We start from the raw sequence: 19,682 nt of genomic DNA, 5'->3' as shown, positions 1-19,682 counted from the left end.
ATGCCAAGGACGCGACGAGAGGGGCGGGAAGGGGCCGGGGCGCGATGGGGCGGAGTGAGCGGGAGGCGGTGGCCCGGGGCGGGCGGCTGCACGAGGCGGCGCAGGCGGTGGCCGATGACCACGCGCGGGCCGTCGCGGCCGTACGGCAGGCCCTGGAGCCGATCCATGACGAGCTGGCGCGGCGCGAGCTGGACGTCATCCCCGTCGCCCGGCTCAAGGACGTCACCGAGGGCAGGTTGCGGCTGGGCGAGGTGGAGAAGGGCGGGTTCCGGACGGTCGGGCAGGTCCTGGACGCCGGGCCGTACCGGTTGCGCCAGCTCCCCGGGGTCGGACAGCAGACCGCCGACCAGACCGTGGCCGCAGCCCGGCGGATCGCCGACGCCGTACGGGACACCATCGCCGTACACATCGACGTGGACCGGCCCGAGCCCCGGACCACCGCGCTGGTGATGGCGCTCGGCGTGCTGGTGGAGGCGGGCGACGAGGCGCGCCGGGCCGTCGACGCGGCCAAGGCGCTGACCGAGCGGCTCGGCCCGCTGCTGGCCGAGGCCGGGCCGGCGACCGGGCGACTGCGCATGCTGTTCGCCGGACAGGCCAAACGGGAGCGGGCACTGACGGCCGTCGCCGGGATCCGCACCCTGACCGAGCAGGCCGAGCGGGACGGGACGCCCGAGCTGCTCGCCCAGGCCTCGGTCGACCTGCTGCGCCGCCCGGAGTCCGAGGTGGCCGCCCTGGTCGACTTCGAGCTGCGTTCCACCGAGTACTACGGCCTGCTCGCCGAGCTCTCAGGCCGCGCTCCCGATCCCGCGGCGGCCGAGGGATTTCTGCCGGACGAGGTGGCCGAGCGGGTCAGGAACCAGACACTCGACGACACGCACCGACGCGTCTCGCTGCGCGGCTACCAGGCCTTCGGCACCCGCTTCGCCCTCGCCCAGCGCCGGACGATCCTCGGCGACGAGATGGGGCTGGGCAAGACGATCCAGGCGATCGCCGCGCTGGCCCACCTCGCCGCCGAGGGGCAGAGTCACTTCATGGTGGTCTGCCCGGCCAGCGTGCTCATCAACTGGACCCGCGAGATCGACAAGCGCAGCGCGCTGCGTGTGACACCGCTGCACGGCCCCGAACGGCAGGAGGCGTTCGCGGACTGGAAGGGCCGGGGTGGCGTAGCGGTCACCACCTTCGACGCCCTGCGCGGCTTTCCGGTGCCGGGCGGCGGCGAGCTGGGCATGCTCGTGGTCGACGAGGCGCACTACGTCAAGAACCCCGCGACCCGCCGCTCCAGGACCGTCTCCGAGTGGGCCGAGCACTGCGAGCGGGTGCTGTTCATGACCGGTACGCCCATGGAGAACCGGGTCGAGGAGTTCCGCAGCCTGGTGCGGATCCTGCAGCCGGGGCTGGCCGAGACCGTCGACGACCACGACTCGGTCGCCGGTTCGAAGGCGTTCCGGAAGGCCGTCGCGCCGGTCTATCTGCGCCGTAACCAGCAGGACGTCCTCACCGAACTCCCCGCGCTCCAGCACACGGACGAGTGGGAGGAACCCAGCGCGGCGGACGCGGAGGCCTACCGCGAGGCCGTGCGGGCCGGCAATTTCATGGCGATGCGCAGGGCGGCGTACGCGCGCCCGAAGCGGTCGGCGAAGCTGGACCGGTTGCGCGAGATCGCCGAGGAGGCCGCCGAGAACGGCCTGAAGGTCGTCGTGTTCTCCGCGTTCCGGGACGTGCTGGCGGTCGTACGGGAGGCGTTGGCTCTCGCGGACGCGCCGGGAGCGACGGAGCCGTCGGATCCGGATGAGGACGGACCGGGCAGCGGACGGGGCAACGGGCGGGTGTTCGGGCCGATTTCGGGGAGCGTGCCGCCCGCCCGCAGGCAGCAGCTCGTCGACGACTTCGCCGCCGCGCCCGGCCATGCCGTACTGCTGTCGCAGATCGAGGCGGGCGGAGTGGGCCTCAACATGCAGGCCGCGTCCGTCGTCATCCTCTGCGAGCCGCAGCTCAAGCCGACGGTCGAGCACCAGGCGGTCGCCCGCGCCCACCGCATGGGCCAGGTCCGCTCGGTGCGCGTGCACCGACTGCTGTGCACGGGCGGGGTCGACGAACGGCTGGTGCGGATGCTGGAGAACAAGACCCGTCTGTTCGACGCGTACGCCCGCCGCAGTGCGGTCGCCGAGTCGACCCCGGACGCCGTCGACATCTCGGACATCGCCATCGCCCGCCGCATCGTCGAGGAGGAGCAGGCCCGGCTGGGCACGACCCCGGCACAGCCCGCGACGGAAGGGGCGTGCGCCCCGGGCGACGAGGGGGTTGTGACCGCCCCGTCCTGACCGCCCCGCGCTGACCGCCCGTCATGCCCGCCCCGCCGCTCGGCGGCAAGCCTGCGCATTCGTCCGTGGGAGTGGTCGTCTGTCATGTCCGGTCCGCTGCTCGGCGGTAAGGCTGGGTGTTCGTCCGTGGGAGTGGTCGTCTGTCATGTCCGGCCCCGCCGCTCGACGGCAAGCCTGCGCGTTCGTCCGTGCGGATGGTCGTCTGTCATGTCCGGCCCGCCGCCCGGCGACAAGCCTGCGCATACGCCCGTACGAGTGGCCGCCCGGCATCCTCGCGCCGCCAGGCCAGCGCATACCGGCTCGCCGACAGCCCCCGCACCGGACGCGTCACCACTGAGCCCAGCGAGACCAGCGGGGCGTTGCCCGCGGCCACCAGGCAGACCCCGAGCCCCGCGACCAGCGCCTCGTACGTCTCCTCCGTGCTCGCGATCTCCGCCCCGATGCGCGGCAGGCGCCCGCCTCGCTCATCCAGCGCCAGCCAGTGGTCACGCAACGGCCCCGCGCTCGCCGGCAGGGCGAGGAACGGCTCCTCGAGCAGGTCCGTGAAGTCGACCTCCGCGCGGGCCGCCAGCGGATGGGTCTCGGGCAGGGCCACCAGTCGGGGCTCCTCCGCGACCACGGTCCAGCCGTAACGTCCGGCGTCCGGCAGCGGCAGCCACACGAAGGCCACGTCGGCAGCACCGTCGGCGAGGCCCGCCGTCGGGTCCTCCCAGCTCACCTGTCGAAGCCGCAGGACGGTCTCCGGGTGCGCGGCGGTGAAACGGGAGCGGATCGCGGGCAGCAGCCCACCGCGCCCCGGACTGGTGCTCATGCCCACCACCAGCGTGCCGCGTGCCACCGCCCGCGCGGACTCCACCGCCACCGCCCCCTGCGACCAGGCGTCCAGCACCCGCCGGGCGTGCGGAAGCAGTGCCGTGCCGGCTTCGGTGAGCGTCACACCCTGCGGCTCCCGGCGGAACAGCTCCACGCCCAGCTGCCGCTCCAGCGCCCGGACCTGCTTGCTGAGCGCGGGCTGGGAGACGTACAGCCGCTCGGCCGCGCGGGTGAAGTGCAGCTCCTCGGCCACCGTCACGAAGTAGCGCAGATCCCGTACATGAACATCCATCGGCATAACCATCGGTTATCAGCGTGGGTCTTGGACGGGCAACTCCATTGCGCAGCAGGCTGGTCCACATCACGGGGATACGAGATCACGGCGATACGAGATCACGGCGATACGAGGAGCTGTCATGAACAAGGTGTGGCTGATCACCGGTGCGACCAGTGGCTTCGGACGGGCCATCGCCCAGGCGGCGCTCGCCGCGGGCGACGTGGTGGTCGGCGCGGCACGGCGGCCCGAGGGCCTGGACGACCTGGTGTCCGCGCACCCCGACCAGGTGGAGGCGCTGCGTCTGGACGTCATGCAGACTGGGGCCGCGCAGGCCGCCGTCCAGGACGTGATCGCACGGCACGGCCGGATCGACGTCCTGGTCAACAACGCGGGCCGCACCCATGTCGGCGCCTTCGAGGAGACGACCGAGCAGGAACTGCGCGAGCTCTTCGACGTGCATGTCTTCGGGCCGGTCGCCCTCACCCGGGCCGTGCTCCCGCACATGCGCGAGCGGCGCTCCGGGGCGATCGTGCAGATGAGCAGCATGGGCGGGCAGATGTCGTTCGCGGGCTTCTCGGCGTACAGCGGAACGAAGTTCGCACTGGAGGGGCTGTCCGAAGGTCTCGCGGACGAGGTCGCCGAGTTCGGCATCAAGGTTCTGATCGTCGAGCCGGGCTCCTTCCGCACCGCGCTGTTCCAGGCGGGCCGGGCCGGGGCGAGCGCGGACAGCGGCCTGTACGCCAAGGTGAGCGAGACCCGCGGCATGGTCTCCGGCGGCGACGGCACCCAGCAGGGCGACCCGGCAAAGGCGGCGGCGCTGATTCTGGCGGCGCTGGAGGCCGAGGACACCCCGTTGCGGCTGCCGTTGGGCGACGACGGGGTCAGTGCCGTGCTCGGCCACCTCGACCAGGTTCGTCACGACGTTCTGACCTGGGAGAAGCGCACACGCGCCACGGCGTTCGACGACTGACCGCGACCTCCGGGGCGGCAGGATGCGAGGACGGCCGGTCCGTCGACCGGCCGTCCTCGCCTGCCGCGCCGCCGCCGGCCGAGTTGGCCGTGCACGGCCCTTGTGTAATTCCTGTGGAGCCCTCAATCTTTCGGCTGACGCACAGGTGCGGCAGACGTCCGGAATTGACATGTCCCTGTCTCACTCGTCACTTCCATGCACCTGTGCACCCCCCACCAGCGCACCACCGATCGAGGAGGACCCCTCAGATGGCAGTGATGCGTAATTCCCGCAGAGACACCCGGCGAAGACTGTCCGCGCTCAGCATGGCGGCCACCGCGGCCCTCGCCGCGGGCCTCGTCTCCGCACTCCCCGCCGCGGCCGCTCCCGAGGGCCGCATCCAGTACGCAGGCGCGGCAGGCGCCGTCGCCGACAGCTACATCGTGACCCTCAAGGCGGACCACGCCCGTTCGAGCTCCAAGGCGGGGCGGACCCTCGTCGAGGGGTACGGCGCCGGTATCGAGCGGACGTACAAGAAGGCCCTCAACGGCTACGCCATCGAGGCCTCGGAAGGGGAGGCCAAGGCGCTCGCCGCCGACCCGGCGGTCGCCTCGGTCGTCCAGAACCGCACGTTCAGCATCGACGCCACCCAGACCAACCCGCCCTCCTGGGGCCTGGACCGCATCGACCAGAAGAACCTGCCGCTCAACAGCTCGTACACCTACCCGGACTCGGCCGGGCAGGGCGTGACCGCGTACGTCATCGACACCGGCGTCCGCATCACCCACAGCGACTTCGGCGGCCGTGCCTCCTACGGCTACGACGCCATCGACAACGACAACACCGCCCAGGACGGCCACGGCCACGGCACGCACGTCGCAGGCACGGTGGCCGGCAGCGCGTACGGCGTCGCCAAGAAGGCCAAGGTCGTCGGCGTCCGCGTGCTGAACAACTCCGGTCAGGGCACCACCGCCCAGGTCGTCGCCGGCATCGACTGGGTCGCCCAGAACGCCGTCAAGCCGGCCGTCGCCAACATGTCCCTCGGCGGCGGCGCCGACACCGCACTCGACACGGCCGTACGCAACGCCATCGCCTCCGGCGTCACCTTCGCCGTCGCGGCCGGCAACGAGTCGACCAACGCCTCCACCAGGTCGCCCGCACGCGTCACCGAGGCCATCACGGTCGGCGCGACGACCTCGACCGACGCCAAGGCGAGCTACTCCAACTACGGTTCGGTCCTGGACCTGTTCGCGCCCGGCTCGTCCATCACCTCGGCCTGGAACTCCAGCGACTCGGCGACCAACACCATCTCCGGTACGTCGATGGCCACCCCGCACGTCGCGGGCGCGGTCGCGCTCCACCTCGCCGACAACCCCTCGGCCACCCCGGCCCAGGTCGCCTCTGCGCTGACGTCCGCCGCCACCACCGGCGTCGTCACCAGCCCCGGCACGGGCTCGCCCAACCGGCTCCTGTACGTCGGCGGCGGTACGACCACCCCGCCCGGCCCGCGCTTCGAGAACACCGGTGACTTCGCGATCAGCGACAACGCCACGACCGAGTCCCCGCTGACGGTCTCCGGCGTGTCCGGCAACGCGCCCGCGGCCCTCGCCGTCGAGGTCCACATCGTCCACACGTACATCGGCGACCTCCAGGTCCAGCTGATCGCCCCCGACGGCACGGCGTACACGCTGAAGTCGTACGGCACGGGCGGCAGTTCGGACAACATCAACACCACGTACTCGGTGAACGCCTCCTCGGAGGCCGCGAACGGCACGTGGAAGCTGCGCGTGAGCGACAACGCGAACTACGACACCGGGCGGATCGACGCCTGGGCGATGCAGTTCTGATCGCGGATCAGTAGTCCTCCTCGTCCTCGCGGTACGGCTCCGGGTCCGTGACCCAGCCGGCCGCGAGGACGAGCCGTGAGTGGCGGTGCAGGGCGAGGAAGCCGAAGGGGCGGTCGTAGCTGGCCTGGACGGTGGTGGTCACCCAGCGGTCCGGGAGCGGGGCGCCGCCTGCCGCCATGGCGACGGCCGTCACCGCGGCCGCACGGAAGCCCAGCTCGCCGAACCGCGCCATCGTGGACTGCCGGGCCGACCCGACGGCCAGGGGAAAGCCGCTGATGCCGGGAAAGTGACCACGGCTGTCGTCCATGGCAGACGTCAGGCCGAACACCCGGTGCAGCTCCAGCAGATCGTGGTGCGCGTCCATGTCGAACGCCACCGTCTCCACCTCCAGCGTCGGCGGTACGGGGCGGGTGTTCCGCTGCTTCACCACCGACAGTCCCGGCCCCACTTCCCCGTAGGGCAGTCGGGACCCCGGCACCACCGCGTACCTGCGCTCCAGGATGCCGACTCCTGCCGCCAGCACCGCCCCTGCCGTCATCCCCTCCTCGCCGAGCAGCAGATGGACGTCGATCGCGTTGTCGCCCAGGACCTTCAGTTCGGTGACGTGACCCGCCGGCGTGTCCGCCACCCCGACCCGGTCCAGCAACGCGCTCCTGCGGTACAGGCCCACCAGCGCACGGTCACTCCAGGGACCGACCTCCGGCAACATCGGCCAGTCCCTGAAGCGCCGCAGCCACTCCGTACGCAACGCCAGCGCACTCGCCAACACCATCTCGGTGCCCGGGCCCAGCCGCACGGGCATCCCGTCGATCAGCCCACCCGTCCGCTTCACCGCCCACGCGTCCAGTGCCGCCTTGTCGGCCTCCGCATTCCCCGACAGCACCCCGTGCGCCTGCGCGGGAAGCCCCGCCTCCCACCGCTCCCGCAGCTGCAGCGTCCGCTTGGTCCACAGCCCGAGCGCCGAGTCCAGCCCCCGCATCGCCCCCATCGCGCCCAGCAACTCCCGTGCAGCGCCCGCCGCTGCGTCCGCCGGCAACCCCACCGCGTCGGCCAGCTCCTGCCGCGCCGGGCCGCCCGCCCCGTCCGCCAGGAAGGCGAGCAGCGGCCACACACCCGCAGCCGAGAACACCGTGCCGCCCTCGGAAGCCGACGCCCACCTCGCCGTCAGCCCGTTGACCGCACGGACGGTCGCATTCGTGACCCGCATTACGTCCCCCATCGCCCACCCCGCGCTTACGATTCGCCCAGTCGTACGCCAGTTCCCACCACCCGGCACCGCCGCCCGAACGCAGGAGCACGGTACTCGTGTCCATACCTCCGCCTCCCGGACCCCCTCAGTCACCGGGGTCCCCGGGGCAGCCCCAAGGGCCGTACGCGCAGGGCCAGTACCCGTCGCCGTCGCCGTACCCCTACGGCGCACCCGCTGCCGAGGGGCCGTATCCGTATCACCCCTACGGCCCCTACGGCCGCTCCGCACCCGTCAACGGTGTGGCCATCGGTGCCCTCGTCCTCGGCATCCTCTGCTTCCTGCCGGGCGTGGGACTGGTGCTGGGGCTGGTCGCGCTGGTGCAGATCAGGAAGAAGGGCGAGCGCGGCACGGGCATGGCGGTCGCCGGGTCCGTGCTGTCCACCGTCGGGATCGCGCTGTGGGCGCTGATGCTGTCGACGGGCGCCGCCTCCGACTTCTGGGGCGGTTTCAAGGGCGCCGCGAGCGGCGAGGGCACCGCCTTCGCGCTCGCCCAGGGCGACTGCTTCAACTCCTCGACCGGCACCTTGGAGGGCGAGACCTACGACGTCGACGAGGTGCCCTGCACCGGTGAGCACGACGCCGAGGTCGTCGGAGTCGTGAAGGTGCCGGACGGTTCCTTTCCCGGCGACGGCGAGCTCGCGGAGGTCGCGGACGACAAGTGCCACGAGCAGGCGGGCCGCTACGCCCTGGACGCCTGGGCCGTCCCGGACGGCGTGGACGTGTACTACCTCGTGCCGACCCGGCAGAGCTGGCGCTTCGGCGACCGCGCGATCACCTGCATGTTCGGCAGCAAGGACGGCAAGCCCCTGGCGGAGCCCCTGCGCCGCGACTACATGACGCTCGACGGGTACCAGGTGCGGTTCCTGTCGGCGTCCAACCACATCGACAACGTCCTGTACGAGGAGCCCGAGGCCTACCCCGAGGAGGACCTGGCGGCGAACCGGGCCTGGGCGAAGGACGTCCACCGTGTCCTCGGCGAGCAGATCGAGCGTCTGCGCCCGCAACCCTGGCCGGAGGACGCCAAGGCGCCCCTCGCCGAGTTCCTCGCGGAGATGGAGGACTCCCGCAAGGAGTGGGCCAAGGCGGCGGCGGCCGACGACGCGGACACGTTCTACGCGCACTACGACAAGGCGTACGGCTATGTCGACGGCGCCGCGACCGTCACCGCGCGCAAGGCTCTGGGCCTGGACACGACCGTGCCGACGTACGAGGACGACTCCGACAGCGGCGGCGAAGGCGGGAGTGGGGGCGGTCTCGATGTGTGAGAGCGCCCTATACGGAAAGAAAGTGCCTGGGTAAAGCCCCCGCCCGGCACAAGTCATCACATCGAGTGATTCTCTGGCCTTTGCTTGCACCGGACAACCCACGGTTGCCACGCTGTTGCTGTCTGTACAACCTGATGGGAGCGGCCAGTGACTTTCGGTGAGCAGCCGGCGTACCTGCGCGTCGCGGGTGATCTCCGCAAGAAGATCGTCGACGGTTCGCTGCCACCGCACACCCGGCTCCCGTCCCAGGCCAGGATCCGCGAGGAGTACGGCGTCTCGGACACCGTCGCCCTCGAGGCGCGCAAGGTGCTGATGGCCGAGGGGCTGGTCGAGGGCCGATCCGGTTCCGGGACGTACGTCCGTGAGCGTCCCGTGCCCCGCCGGATCTCCCGCTCCGGCTTCCGCCCGCCGGCCGGCGCCACGCCCTTCCGCCAGGAGCAGGCCGACGGTGAGACGCGCGGCACCTGGGAGTCCAACAGCGCGCAGGCCGAGGCCAGCGTCGCCGTCGCCGAGCGGCTCGGCATCCGACCCGGCGACCGCGTGATGTGCACGAGGTATCTCTTCCGGGACGCCGGCGAGGCGATGATGCTCTCCACCTCCTGGGAGCCGCTCGCCGTCACCGGGCGTACGCCCGTGATGCTGCCGGAGGAGGGCCCGCTCGGCGGTATGGGTGTCGTCGAGCGCATGGCGGCCATCGACGTCGTCGTGGACAACGTGACGGAGGAGGTGGGCGCCCGCCCCGGCCTCGCGGAGGAGTTGATGACGCTGGGCGGCGTCCCCGGTCATGTCGTCGTGGTCATCCAGCGCACCTACTATGCGTCCGGCCGTCCGGTGGAGACGGCGGACGTGGTCATTCCGGCGGACCGCTACCGCGTCGCCTATCACCTTCCGGTGAAGTAGCGCACATGTTCGTGAAGTAGCGCACACCCCCACGGCAGTTGCCCCCGGCAAAGCCGCAACTCCCGTCCCCTCGTCCGCCGTTGCAATCTAGCCGTTTTCGCAGGTAGTCGCAGGCGTGCGCACTATGCCCGCGACCGGATGCATCGACGTCTCCGCACGGCGCATTCGATGCCGTGCGCCCCCTGCGACTTGGCTGGTTGCGTACCTCTTTGTGAAAAGGCGTATTCGCTGCGTAAAGGTTAGGCGTAGGCTCGGGCATATGCGGATTGCGGTTTCCTTGGCGGGCGGGGCACGGCACAGGCCGCGAGCGAAGCGAGATGGGGGTCCCCCCGGCCGAAGGCTGGGGGAGGGACTCGGGCGGTCGTGGGCGGGAAGGAGCAGTGGAGCGCGATGAACGACAGCACGATCACTCTTCCTTGGCTCGTGGTCCGGCAGGACGACAACGGCAATCGCTACCGCGTGGGCCGGTACGCGACCCGGGCGGAAGCCCAGAAGATCGCGGACAGCCTCGACAGCCGGGGCCACAAACAGCTGTATTGGGTCGAACGCATCGATCGGAACGGCGACAGCGGGGACCACTGAACGACTGCTGCGCTCCCGTAGGCTCCGGCGCATGACGGAACGGATCGTGGTCGGCGCGGCGTTGCTGGAGGCGGGCCGTCTGCTCGCCGCGCGCCGCAGTGCGCCCGAGGAACTGGCCGGGCGCTGGGAGTTGCCCGGCGGCAAGGTCGAGCCCGGCGAGGCGCCCGAGGCGGCGCTCGTGCGCGAGCTGCGGGAGGAACTCGGCGTGACCGCCGAGGTGCTCGAGCGGGTGCCGGGGGTGTGGCCCCTGAAGCCCCCCTACGTCCTGCAGGTGTGGACCGCCCGCCTGCTCCCCGGCTCCGGGGGCCCCGAGCCCCTCGAGGACCACGACGCGCTGCGCTGGCTGGGTGCCGGGGAACTCTGGGACGTGGACTGGCTGGACCAGGACGTGCCGGCGGTCCGGGAGGTCGCGGGATTGCTGGACCTGACAGGTTGACAGGCCGGATGGCGACCGGCGTTGGGCCGTGTTGAGAACTCCCCGATGGTCTACCCGCTCGCACGGTACTGCCCTGTGAATATCGGGTATGTGCCAATCAAACCTATGAAACCGGACATGGGTGAGCTCGCTGGCCCGGGAAGTGATCGGCGTGATCGACTCCGATGGCGACTGCGCCGAGTGGACCTTCCCCGCGGAGGCGGGTGCCGTCCGCGCGGCCCGCGCCGCCGTACGTGGCCGGCTGCGCGAGTGGGGCCTGGACAGCCTCGCCGACGTCACGTCGCTGCTGGTCAGTGAGCTGGTCACCAACTCCCTGCGGCACGCCACCGGCCCCATCGGGGTACGCCTGGTGCGCCCCGCCGGCCTCGACGGCGTCCTCAGGGTCGAGGTCTCCGACCCCCTTCCGGACCCGCCCCGCGAACGGGTCGCCGACCTCGAGGACGAGAGCGGCCGCGGACTTCAGCTCGTGGCGCACTCCTCGCGCCGATGGGGAACCCGACCCGGACGGAACGCGGGCAAGACGGTGTGGTTCGAGCTCGCGGTGCCGGAGTGAGCCGCGGCTCCCTCGGGTACGTGCACCCCTGCCCCCGTCGAACGAATGGTTCAGGCCAGTGGCAGTTGTCGCGATGCGTGATTCGACTGCGTGTCCGCTGGTTAGAAGACTGGAAGTGTTTCCGCGGCCGGGACCGAAAACCATCGGGAACGTGCTGTGATCGTGAACACCGTGTTGTGCGGGGCCGTAGTGCTGGATACTGCGGGCAGCCGCCACCCGGTGACCGGTGCCGGACGCGGTGAGCTGGAGGGGACGGTTCGCGTGAGCGAGATACCAGCGAGGGCCTCGGGTTCCGACGACCCGTCGGACGGCGCGAGGGCGAAGGCCGCGGGAGAGGGGGCCCACGACACCGAGGCCTTCCACGGGACGGGCGTCTCCCGCGACACACAGGGCTCGCAAGCCTCGCAGGACACACAGGCATCCCGCGACACGTTCGCCTCCGACGAGGCCCGACCCGGTGACCCCGTCTGGCAGAGCAGCCCGCCCGGCTCGATCTACGACTACATCAAGGTCGCGTCCTTCTCCATCGGCCCGGACGGCCTGGTCGACCAGTGGAGCCTGCGCGCCGAGCAGCTCTTCGGCATACCGGCCGAGCGGGCCGTCGGCATGGATCCCATCGAGGCGTTCATCGACCCCGACCTGCGCGAGCAGGGCCAGCGCAAGATGGCCGAGATCCTGGACGGACGGGAGTGGACCGGCGTGGTCCCCTTCCGGATGCCGCAGGACGCCGAGGAGCGGGCCGGCCAGGACGGCCTCGCCGAGGTGTACGTCATGCCGACGCGGACCGAGGACGGTGAGAAGGCCGCCGTCTGCATCGTCGTCGACGTGCGCACCCTCCGTCGGATGGAGACCGATCTCGCCGCCTCGCAGGCGATATTCGGTCAATCTCCGTTCGGCTTCCTGCTGATCGACCCCGACCTGCGGGTGCGCCGCGCCAACCAGCGGTTCGCCTCCCTGTTCGGCGGCACGCCCGACGACCATCGCGGCAACGGCGTCCACGACTATCTGCCGCGCCCCGAGGCCGAACGCGTCTCGGCGACCCTGCGTCGTGTCCTGGAGAGCGGCGACGCCATCACGGACATGCACGTCACCGGCTTCCTGCCCGGATCCGACGAGCGCCGCCACTGGTCCGTCAACCTCTACCGCGTGCGCAGCGGCAGCGGGCGCCCCATCGGCATCGCCTGGCTCGGCACCGACATCACCGCCCGTCGCGCCGCCGCCCGCGAGGCCGCGGCCGCCCGGCGGAATCTGGCCCTTCTGAACGAGGCCGGTGCCCGCATAGGCAACTCCCTCGACCTGGAGACCACGGCCCGCGAACTCCTCGACGTCGTGGTCCCCGGCTTCTGCGACCTGGCCACGGTCGACCTCTACCAAGGCCTGCTGGCCGGCGACGAGACCCCGCCCGGCCTCGCCGACGGCAGCGCGGAGCTGCGCCGGGTCGCCTTCGCCAGCGCGGTCTCCGACGCGCCCTTCGTCGGTGGCGGCACCCCCGTCGCGGTCGGCGCCGTCCACCACTACCCCTTCAACTCGCCCTGCGCGGACGCCCTGCGCACCGCCCGGCCGCAGTACGTGCCCGGTGAGGAGGGCGGCCTCGTGCAGTCCACGCTCGCGGTGCCGATGGTCGCCCACGACACGGTCGTAGGACTGGCGCAGTTCGCCCGTACGAAGGGCAGCGAGCCGTTCGGTGACCGGGACCGCGATCTGGCGGTCGAACTGGCCGCGCGAGCCGCGGTGTGCATCGACAACGCCCGTCTGTACCGGCGCGAGCACGAGCGGGCGCTGATACTGCAACGGTCCCTGCTCCCGCCGGGCGACCCGGTCGCCTCCGGCCTGGACATCGCGTGCCGTTACCTGCCGGGCAACTCGTCCGCCGACCGGCCCAGCGAGGTGGGCGGCGACTGGTTCGACGTCATCGAACTCCCCGGGCACCGCACGGCGTTGGTCGTGGGCGACGTGATGGGGCGCGGGCTGCGTGCCGCCGTCGCGATGGGCGAACTGCGCTCCGCCGTACGGACGCTGGCGCTGCTGGACCTCGAACCGGCCGAGGTGCTCTCGGCGCTGGACGAGATCGCGCGCGGTCTCGGCGCCCCCGGCGGCGTCCAGCAGGCCACCCGCGCGGCCCGCCGCCCCCGTGAGGCGGACCTGTCCGAGGTGTACCTGGCGACCTGCGTCTACGCGGTCTACGACTCCGTCACGCGCCGCTGCACCTTCGCCAACGCCGGCCACCTGCCGCCGGTGCTCGTCGAACCGGGCGAGGACGCGCTGATGCTGGACGTGCCGCCGGGGATGCCGCTCGGCGTGGGCGGGGAGCCGTTCGAGGAGGTGGAGGTCGAGCTGCCGGAGGGCGCGCTGCTGGCGCTCTACACGGATGGACTGGTCGAGTCCCGCGACCACCCACTGGACGAGGGCCTCCAGGCCTTCGTGGGTGCGCTCACCGACCCCACCCGCCCGCTGGAGGACGTCTGCGACCACGTCCTCAACACCCTCGACACCCACCACGGCGAGGACGACATCGCGTTGCTGATGGCACGTGTCCAGGGCCTGCCGGCCGACTCGGTCGGCGACTGGACCCTGCCGCGCGAACCGCGCAGCGTGGGCCGCGCCCGCGAGTACGCCCGCGGCCGGCTTCAGTCGTGGGACCTGGAACCCCTGGTCGACACGACGGAACTCCTGGTCAGCGAACTGGTCACCAACGCCCTGCGCTACGGCGAGGGCGAGATCCGCCTCCGCCTCCTCCTGGACCGCACCCTGGTCTGCGAGGTCTGGGACTCCGGCCTGGTGCAACCCCGCCGCCGCCGCGCCCGCGACACCGACGAGGGTGGCCGCGGCCTCCAACTGGTCGGCCTCCTCAGCGCCGCCTGGGGCTCCCGCCGCACACCGCGCGGCAAGACGGTGTGGTTCGAACTGCCCCTGCCGGACGGCGAGAACGGCCTCACGGATCCGGCGGAGGCGTTGCTGAGCCTGTTCTGAGGGCGCGGGGTTCCCGCGGGCGGCCACCCGGCCTCTATGCGGGCTCGGGGGACCGGGCTGAGCCTGCGCAGGGGAGCGGGCGGGTTGTGCCGCAGCGGCGGCAGAGGTGCGCAGTCCGCAGTGGCCGGCAGGGGCCGGTGTCCGGCTCGTTGCCCGGCGCGGGGCCGTGTGGGAGGCCCGGTCGAGTCCGCCGACGTGCTCGCCGGGGCCGGGCGTGGCTTGCGGTGAGCCCGGTCGGCGCCCGCTCGGGCTCAGCCCGCGTCGCCCCGGCGCCCCCGGGTGCGTGGTCCGCCGAAGGTGGCGGGTGGGGCGGTTCCGGCGTTCCCGGTGAGGAGGACGCCGCCGAGGAGTGCGCCGGCGAGGCCGGTGATGTCGTCGCCGGGGTCCGCGACGGGGTTGCCGTGCAGGCGGATGTCCTGTTCGGCGAGGCCTTGGGCCTGCTGGGCCAGGGTGTCGGCTGTCAGGAGGTCGGCCGGGTCCGGCCGCGGCGTGCGGCCGGCCGGGGCGGACAGCGGGGGAGCGAGCAGTCGCCGGGCCTCCGCGAGGCGGGTGCGTGCCTCGCTGCCGACCGCTGCACGATGCGTCGCGACGACGTCGTCCGCGTCGGCGACGGCGCTGCGCGCGCAGAGCAGCGCGGCGGCCGCGATCACCCCGGCCCGCCCGGCGGCGACGGGCACCACGGCCTGCACGATCCGGCGCAGCACGTCGAGGGGGTCGTACGGCCCGGAGGTCAGCTGTTCTCGTACGAGGGCCAGGACCACGTCGGCGTGGGTGACGCGGGCGCGCAGCTCACCGGGAGGGACGTCCAGGTACGGGTCTCGCCCCCCCGTCAGCGACTCCCGCGCCCCCGCGATCTCCACCTCACCGCCGGTCAGCGCGGCCGGCACCGTCGCCGAGGCCGCGGCGAGGTTCGCGGCGAGCCGTTCCACGCCGTCGATGAAGACGGCGGCCTGGGCGATGGCGCCCTCGGCGGCCCGCAGCCGGCTCGCGGCCCGCTCGTTGTCGCCCGAGTCGGCGGCCTGGCGGGCGTGGTTGAGGCGCGTGGTCGCGAACACCAACCGGTCCTTGGCCTGCTCGACATGCCCCGCGACGGCGTCCGTGGCGGACGGGGCGTACCGCTCGCCCAGCCCGCGCAGGGTCGCGGCCGCAGCCCCGGTGCGTCCGGCCAGCTCCCGGAACCGGCCCTCGGCGACGACCAGGGCGTACCCCAGCCCCCCGCCCAGGCCCTCCTCCAGCCCCCGTACCTGATCGAAGGCGGCGGCCTGCGTATCCAGCAACCGCCCCGCCTCCTCACACCGCCCGACGATCCCCGCGAGCGCATGCCGCCGAGCCGCGGCCTCCTGCGGAACCCCGCCCTCGTACTGCCACCGCATGCGAAAGGCGGCCGCAAGCTCGGCCTCGGCTTCCCGAAGGGCCCGGGCGAAGGGCTCGCGTCGTCCGACCGCGTCGACGTCCTCGACGCGCCCGGCGTGCGCGGGGTCCTCCAGCTCGAACCGCCCCTCGACGAACCGCAGCTCCTCCCAGCCGACCCGCACCCAGTCGTCGGCCGCCACGAGCAGCGTCCGAGCCCGCTCGTCGAGCTCTCCGACCGGCTGCTCGGCGTCGCCCTGACGCGCTGCCCCACCGGGTGTCGTACGCTCCCGCGCCCGCCGCCTGCGCCGCAAGAACCCGTACCCCGCGAGCGCCGTCGCGGCGACGACGGCCAGCATCGGCACCACCAGATCCGTGCCCGACGTCCCCTCGTCCTCCTCTTGAGCCGCCGCACCGGCGACCGGCCGGTCCGCCCCGCCCGCAACCGGCCCCCCGGCACCGGCCGTCATCCCGGGCAGCACCAGCCACACCACCCCGACCAGCCCGCCCACCAGCGCGTGCGCGACCCGCACCGATATATGCGAACCACCGCGCCGCGACCGGCCCCGGATCGAAGATGACGTCACATTTCGGAGCGTATGAGCACGAATGCGGGGGCGCGACCGGGGTGCGTCAGGGGTGGGGTGGAGTGACGTGCGAGTTTCTGGGCGAAGCCGAGGGCGGGCGCGCTACGAAGACCGCCTCCCGATCTTCGACCCCAGCCACACCAACGGGTCGTACTTGCGGTCGACGGCCCGTTCCTTCAGCGGGATCAGCGCGTTGTCCGTGATCTTGATGCCCTCGGGGCAGACCTCAGTGCAGCACTTGGTGATGTTGCAGTAGCCGAGGCCGTGCTCGTCCTGGGCCGCGGCCTTGCGGTCGAGGCCCCTCTCCGCGGCCGCGTCGAGTGGGTGCATGTCGAGTTCCGCGACCCGCATCAGGAACCGCGGGCCCGCGAACGCCGGCTTGTTCTCCTCGTGGTCGCGGACGACATGGCAGGTGTCCTGGCACAGGAAGCACTCGATGCACTTGCGGAACTCCTGCGAGCGGTCCACGTCCTCCTGCATCATCCGGTACTCACCCGGGCCCACACCCTCCGGCGGCACGAAGGCCGGAACCTCGCGCGCTTTGGTGTAGTTGAAACCGACGTCCGTGACGAGGTCCCGCACCACCGGGAACGCCCGCAGCGGCGTCACCGTGATCGTCTCCTCCCGGGTGAACACCGACATCCGCGTCATGCACAGCAGCCGCGGCCGGCCGTTGATCTCCGCGGAGCACGAACCGCACTTGCCGGCCTTGCAGTTCCAGCGGACGGCGAGATCGGGGGCCTGAGTGGCCTGGAGGCGGTGGATGATGTCCAGGACCACCTCGCCGTCGTTCACCTCGACCTCGAAGTCCTCCAGGCCGCCGCCCTGCACATCGCCGCGCCACACCTTGAAGCGGGCCTCGTAGCTGCTCACTGGTAGAGCTCCTCCTCGGCGAGGTACTTGACCAGCTCCTCCTTGTCGAAGAGAGCCAGCAGGTCCGGGCGGACGGGGTCGGTGGTCTCACGCAGCAGGTTGATCTGACCGCGCTCCGGGTCCGTGGCCGCCAAGCCCCCGGTCGGGTCGGCCAGTTGGCACAGCAGATTGATGTTGCGCCACTTGCGGTCCATCGTCGGGTGGTCCTCGCGGGTGTGCCCGCCGCGCGACTCCGTGCGCTCCAGCGCCGCCCGCGCCACGCACTCGCTGACCAGCAGCATGTTGCGCAGGTCCAGCGCGAGGTGCCAGCCGGGGTTGAACTGGCGGTGGCCCTCGACACCGGCCCGGCGGGCCCGTACGCGCAGATCCGCCAGCTTCTCCAGCGCCTGCTCCATCTCGGCCTCGCGGCGGATGATGCCGACGAGGTCGTTCATGGTCGCCTGGAGTTCCTGGTGGAGGGTGTACGGGTTCTCCGGTGGGCGCCCCTCGTCCTCGGCCCCGGCCGGTCCCTCCGCCGAGAACGGCCGCAGGGCCTCCGCGGCTGCCGTGTCGACCTGGAGGTCGCTGACCTCGGGGCGTTCGAAGGCCTGCGCCGCCGCGTACTCGGCGGCGTGCCAGCCGGCCCGGCGGCCGAACACCAGCAGGTCGGACAGCGAGTTGCCGCCGAGGCGGTTCGAGCCGTGCATGCCGCCGGCCACCTCACCGGCCGCGAACAGCCCCGGCACGCCGCGCGCCGCCGCCGTGTCGGACTCGACCGCGATGCCGCCCATGACGTAGTGGCAGGTCGGCCCGACCTCCATCGCCTCCGCCGTGATGTCCACGTCCGCCAGCTCCTTGAACTGGTGGTACATGGAGGGAAGGCGACGCCGGATGACCTCCGCCGGCATCCGGGTGGACACGTCCAGGAAGACACCGCCGTGCGGGGAGCCCCGCCCCGCCTTCACCTCGGAGTTGATCGCCCGCGCGACCTCGTCGCGAGGCAGCAGCTCAGGAGGCCGCCGGTTGTTGTCCGGGTCCTCGTACCAGCGGTCGCCCTCCTCCTCCGACTGGGCGTACTTCTCCTTGAAGACGTCGGGGATGTAGTCGAACATGAACCGCTTGCCCTCGGAGTTGCGCAGCACCCCTCCGTCGCCGCGCACCGACTCGGTGACCAGGATGCCCTTCACCGACGGCGGCCAGACCATGCCCGTCGGGTGGAACTGCACGAACTCCATGTTCAGCAGCGGCGCGCCCGCCAGCAGCGCCAGCGCGTGGCCGTCACCCGTGTACTCCCACGAGTTCGACGTCACCTTGAAGGACTTGCCGATCCCGCCCGTCGCGACGACGACGGCCGGGGCGTCCAGGACGAAGAAGCGGCCCGTCTCGCGGTCGTAGGCGAAGACCCCGGAGACCCGGGTGCCGTCCTTCAGGATCCGGGTGACCGTGCACTCCTGGTAGACCTTGAGCCGGGACTCGTAGTCGCCGGTCTCCTTCTCGTCCTGCTGCTGAAGCGAGACGATCTTCTGCTGGAGCGTGCGGATCAGTTCCAGTCCGGTGCGGTCGCCGACGTGCGCGAGGCGCGGGTACTCATGACCGCCGAAGTTGCGCTGGGAGATACGGCCGTCCTTCGTACGGTCGAAGAGCGCCCCCCAGGTCTCCAGCTCCCACACCCGGTCCGGTGCCTCCTGGGCGTGCAGCTCGGCCATCCGCCACTGGTTGAGGAACTTGCCGCCGCGCATGGTGTCGCGGAAGTGGACCTGCCAGTTGTCGTGCTCGTTGGCGTTGGCCATGGCCGCCGCGATGCCGCCCTCGGCCATCACGGTGTGCGCCTTGCCGAACAGCGACTTGCAGATCACCGCCGTACGGGCGCCGCGCTCGCGCGCCTCGATCGCCGCCCGGAGGCCCGCGCCTCCGGCGCCGACCACGACGACGTCCCACTCCTGCCGTTCGACCACGGACATCTGTTCAGTCCCCACCCAATCTAGAAGAAGCGCGGATCGTCGAAGACCCCGGACGCGACGAGATAGACGTAGAAGTCGGCGAGCGCCACGCTCAGCAGCGACGCCCAAGCCAGCTGCATGTGGCGGGCGTTGAGCTTCCCGATCCACTGCCACATGCGGTAGCGCACGGGGTGTTTGGAGAAGTGCTTGAGCTTGCCGCCGACGATGTGCCGGCAGGAGTGACAGGACAGGGTGTAGGCCCAGATCAGCGCGATGTTGGCGAGGAAGACGAGGGTGCCGAGGCCCATGTGGCCCCACTCGTAGTTCTCGTCGCGGAAGGCGAGCACCGTGTCGTAGGTCAGGATCCCGGCGACCAGGAGCGCGGCGTAGAAGAAGTACCGGTGGATGTTCTGCAGGACGAGCGGGAAGCGGGTCTCACCGGAGTACTTCTTGTGCGGCTCCGCCACCGCGCAGGCCGGGGGCGACATCCAGAAGCCGCGGTAGTAGGCCTTGCGGTAGTAGTAGCAGGTCAGGCGGAAGCCGAGCGGGAAGATCAGGATGATGATCGCGGGGGAGATGCCCCACCAGCTCCCGAAGAGGTCCCAGTTCGGCCCGGCGCGCATGGTCTCGCAGTTCTCCGCCAGACAGGGCGAGTAGAACGGGGAGACGTACGGGGCCGCGTAATAGTCCGCGTTGGCGAAGGCCCGCCAGGTCGAGTACACGATGAACGCCAGCAGACCGGCCGCGGTGGCGGCCGGGGCCAGCCACCAGCGGTCGGTCCGCAGGTGCGG

Annotated in this window: 15 protein-coding genes; 9 read left to right on the top strand and 6 right to left on the bottom strand. The window is 71.8% G+C overall.

The window, feature by feature from the left end; all coding sequences use genetic code 11:
• Positions 1-44 precede the first annotated feature (44 nt).
• A complete protein-coding gene (locus ACFY5C_RS38460; RefSeq protein WP_389454120.1) occupies positions 45-2,321 on the top strand; it encodes a DEAD/DEAH box helicase in 2,277 nt (758 codons plus the stop codon).
• Positions 2,322-2,526: 205 nt separating this feature from the next.
• Here the strand turns inward: ACFY5C_RS38460 and ACFY5C_RS38455 are convergent, their stop codons facing one another.
• A complete protein-coding gene (locus tag ACFY5C_RS38455) occupies positions 2,527-3,432 on the bottom strand; it encodes a LysR family transcriptional regulator (protein ID WP_389454117.1) in 906 nt (301 codons plus the stop codon).
• Positions 3,433-3,550: 118 nt separating this feature from the next.
• Between ACFY5C_RS38455 and ACFY5C_RS38450 the strand changes: the two genes are divergently transcribed.
• Positions 3,551-4,381, top strand: a complete 831-nt coding sequence (locus ACFY5C_RS38450) for an oxidoreductase (RefSeq protein ID WP_389454114.1) — start codon at positions 3,551-3,553, stop codon at positions 4,379-4,381.
• A 248-nt stretch (positions 4,382-4,629) separates the two neighbouring features.
• Positions 4,630-6,207, top strand: a complete 1,578-nt coding sequence (locus tag ACFY5C_RS38445) for a S8 family serine peptidase (RefSeq protein WP_389454112.1) — start codon at positions 4,630-4,632, stop codon at positions 6,205-6,207.
• 7 nt (positions 6,208-6,214) lie between these two features.
• On the opposite strand, the gene ACFY5C_RS38440 is transcribed toward ACFY5C_RS38445, so the two are convergent.
• The gene (locus ACFY5C_RS38440) at positions 6,215-7,414 is read right to left on the bottom strand and encodes a serpin family protein (protein ID WP_389454109.1); all 1,200 of its coding nucleotides are present in this window, start codon (positions 7,412-7,414) and stop codon (positions 6,215-6,217) included.
• A gap of 98 nt (positions 7,415-7,512) precedes the next feature.
• Here ACFY5C_RS38440 and ACFY5C_RS38435 point away from each other — a divergent pair, with 98 nt between their 5' ends.
• From ACFY5C_RS38435 to ACFY5C_RS38410, 6 genes are all read left to right on the top strand, one after another.
• Complete coding sequence (locus ACFY5C_RS38435) at positions 7,513-8,721, top strand: DUF4190 domain-containing protein (RefSeq protein ID WP_389454106.1); 1,209 nt, start codon at positions 7,513-7,515, stop codon at positions 8,719-8,721.
• Between the two features lie 147 nt (positions 8,722-8,868).
• The gene (locus ACFY5C_RS38430) at positions 8,869-9,621 is read left to right on the top strand and encodes a GntR family transcriptional regulator (RefSeq protein WP_389454103.1); all 753 of its coding nucleotides are present in this window, start codon (positions 8,869-8,871) and stop codon (positions 9,619-9,621) included.
• A gap of 390 nt (positions 9,622-10,011) precedes the next feature.
• The gene (locus ACFY5C_RS38425) at positions 10,012-10,203 is read left to right on the top strand and encodes an SPOR domain-containing protein (protein WP_389454100.1); all 192 of its coding nucleotides are present in this window, start codon (positions 10,012-10,014) and stop codon (positions 10,201-10,203) included.
• 31 nt (positions 10,204-10,234) lie between these two features.
• A complete protein-coding gene (locus tag ACFY5C_RS38420; protein WP_389454097.1) occupies positions 10,235-10,639 on the top strand; it encodes a (deoxy)nucleoside triphosphate pyrophosphohydrolase in 405 nt (134 codons plus the stop codon).
• Positions 10,640-10,781: 142 nt separating this feature from the next.
• On the top strand, positions 10,782-11,192 hold the full coding sequence (locus tag ACFY5C_RS38415) for an ATP-binding protein (RefSeq protein ID WP_389454279.1): 411 nt from the start codon (positions 10,782-10,784) through the stop codon (positions 11,190-11,192).
• A gap of 261 nt (positions 11,193-11,453) precedes the next feature.
• On the top strand, positions 11,454-14,162 hold the full coding sequence (locus ACFY5C_RS38410) for a SpoIIE family protein phosphatase (RefSeq protein WP_389454094.1): 2,709 nt from the start codon (positions 11,454-11,456) through the stop codon (positions 14,160-14,162).
• Between the two features lie 251 nt (positions 14,163-14,413).
• Here the strand turns inward: ACFY5C_RS38410 and ACFY5C_RS38405 are convergent, their stop codons facing one another.
• The 4 genes from ACFY5C_RS38405 to ACFY5C_RS38390 form a co-directional block, all read right to left on the bottom strand.
• Entirely contained in the window at positions 14,414-16,099 is a 1,686-nt protein-coding gene (locus ACFY5C_RS38405; RefSeq protein ID WP_389454091.1) for a hypothetical protein, read from the bottom strand.
• A gap of 102 nt (positions 16,100-16,201) precedes the next feature.
• The gene (locus ACFY5C_RS38400) at positions 16,202-16,972 is read right to left on the bottom strand and encodes a succinate dehydrogenase/fumarate reductase iron-sulfur subunit (RefSeq protein ID WP_389454088.1); all 771 of its coding nucleotides are present in this window, start codon (positions 16,970-16,972) and stop codon (positions 16,202-16,204) included.
• Positions 16,969-18,912 carry a fumarate reductase/succinate dehydrogenase flavoprotein subunit gene (locus ACFY5C_RS38395; RefSeq protein WP_389454085.1) on the bottom strand — a complete coding sequence of 648 codons (1,944 nt, stop codon included), beginning with the start codon at positions 18,910-18,912 and terminating at the stop codon, positions 16,969-16,971. The genes ACFY5C_RS38400 and ACFY5C_RS38395 overlap by 4 nt, the downstream gene beginning before the upstream one ends.
• Positions 18,913-18,932: 20 nt before the next feature.
• On the bottom strand, positions 18,933-19,682 hold a 750-nt coding region (locus tag ACFY5C_RS38390; protein WP_389454082.1), incomplete at its 5' end, for a hypothetical protein.

It is taken from the genome of Streptomyces sp. NPDC012935 (assembly GCF_042900345.1).
Lineage (GTDB): Bacteria > Actinomycetota > Actinomycetes > Streptomycetales > Streptomycetaceae > Streptomyces.
This window is presented reverse-complemented; position numbering and strand designations above follow the sequence as displayed.

Excerpts from the sequence above, each read along its gene's own strand:
- ACFY5C_RS38460 (WP_389454120.1), top strand. The coding sequence starts at position 45 with ATGGGGCGGAGTGAGCGGGAGGCGGTGGCCCGGGGCGGGCGGCTGCAC.
- ACFY5C_RS38455 (WP_389454117.1), bottom strand. The coding sequence starts at position 3,432 with ATGCCGATGGATGTTCATGTACGGGATCTGCGCTACTTCGTGACGGTG.
- ACFY5C_RS38450 (WP_389454114.1), top strand. The coding sequence starts at position 3,551 with ATGAACAAGGTGTGGCTGATCACCGGTGCGACCAGTGGCTTCGGACGG.
- ACFY5C_RS38445 (WP_389454112.1), top strand. The coding sequence starts at position 4,630 with ATGGCAGTGATGCGTAATTCCCGCAGAGACACCCGGCGAAGACTGTCC.
- ACFY5C_RS38440 (WP_389454109.1), bottom strand. The coding sequence starts at position 7,414 with ATGCGGGTCACGAATGCGACCGTCCGTGCGGTCAACGGGCTGACGGCG.
- ACFY5C_RS38425 (WP_389454100.1), top strand. The coding sequence starts at position 10,012 with ATGAACGACAGCACGATCACTCTTCCTTGGCTCGTGGTCCGGCAGGAC.
- ACFY5C_RS38420 (WP_389454097.1), top strand. The coding sequence starts at position 10,235 with ATGACGGAACGGATCGTGGTCGGCGCGGCGTTGCTGGAGGCGGGCCGT.
- ACFY5C_RS38395 (WP_389454085.1), bottom strand. The coding sequence starts at position 18,912 with ATGTCCGTGGTCGAACGGCAGGAGTGGGACGTCGTCGTGGTCGGCGCC.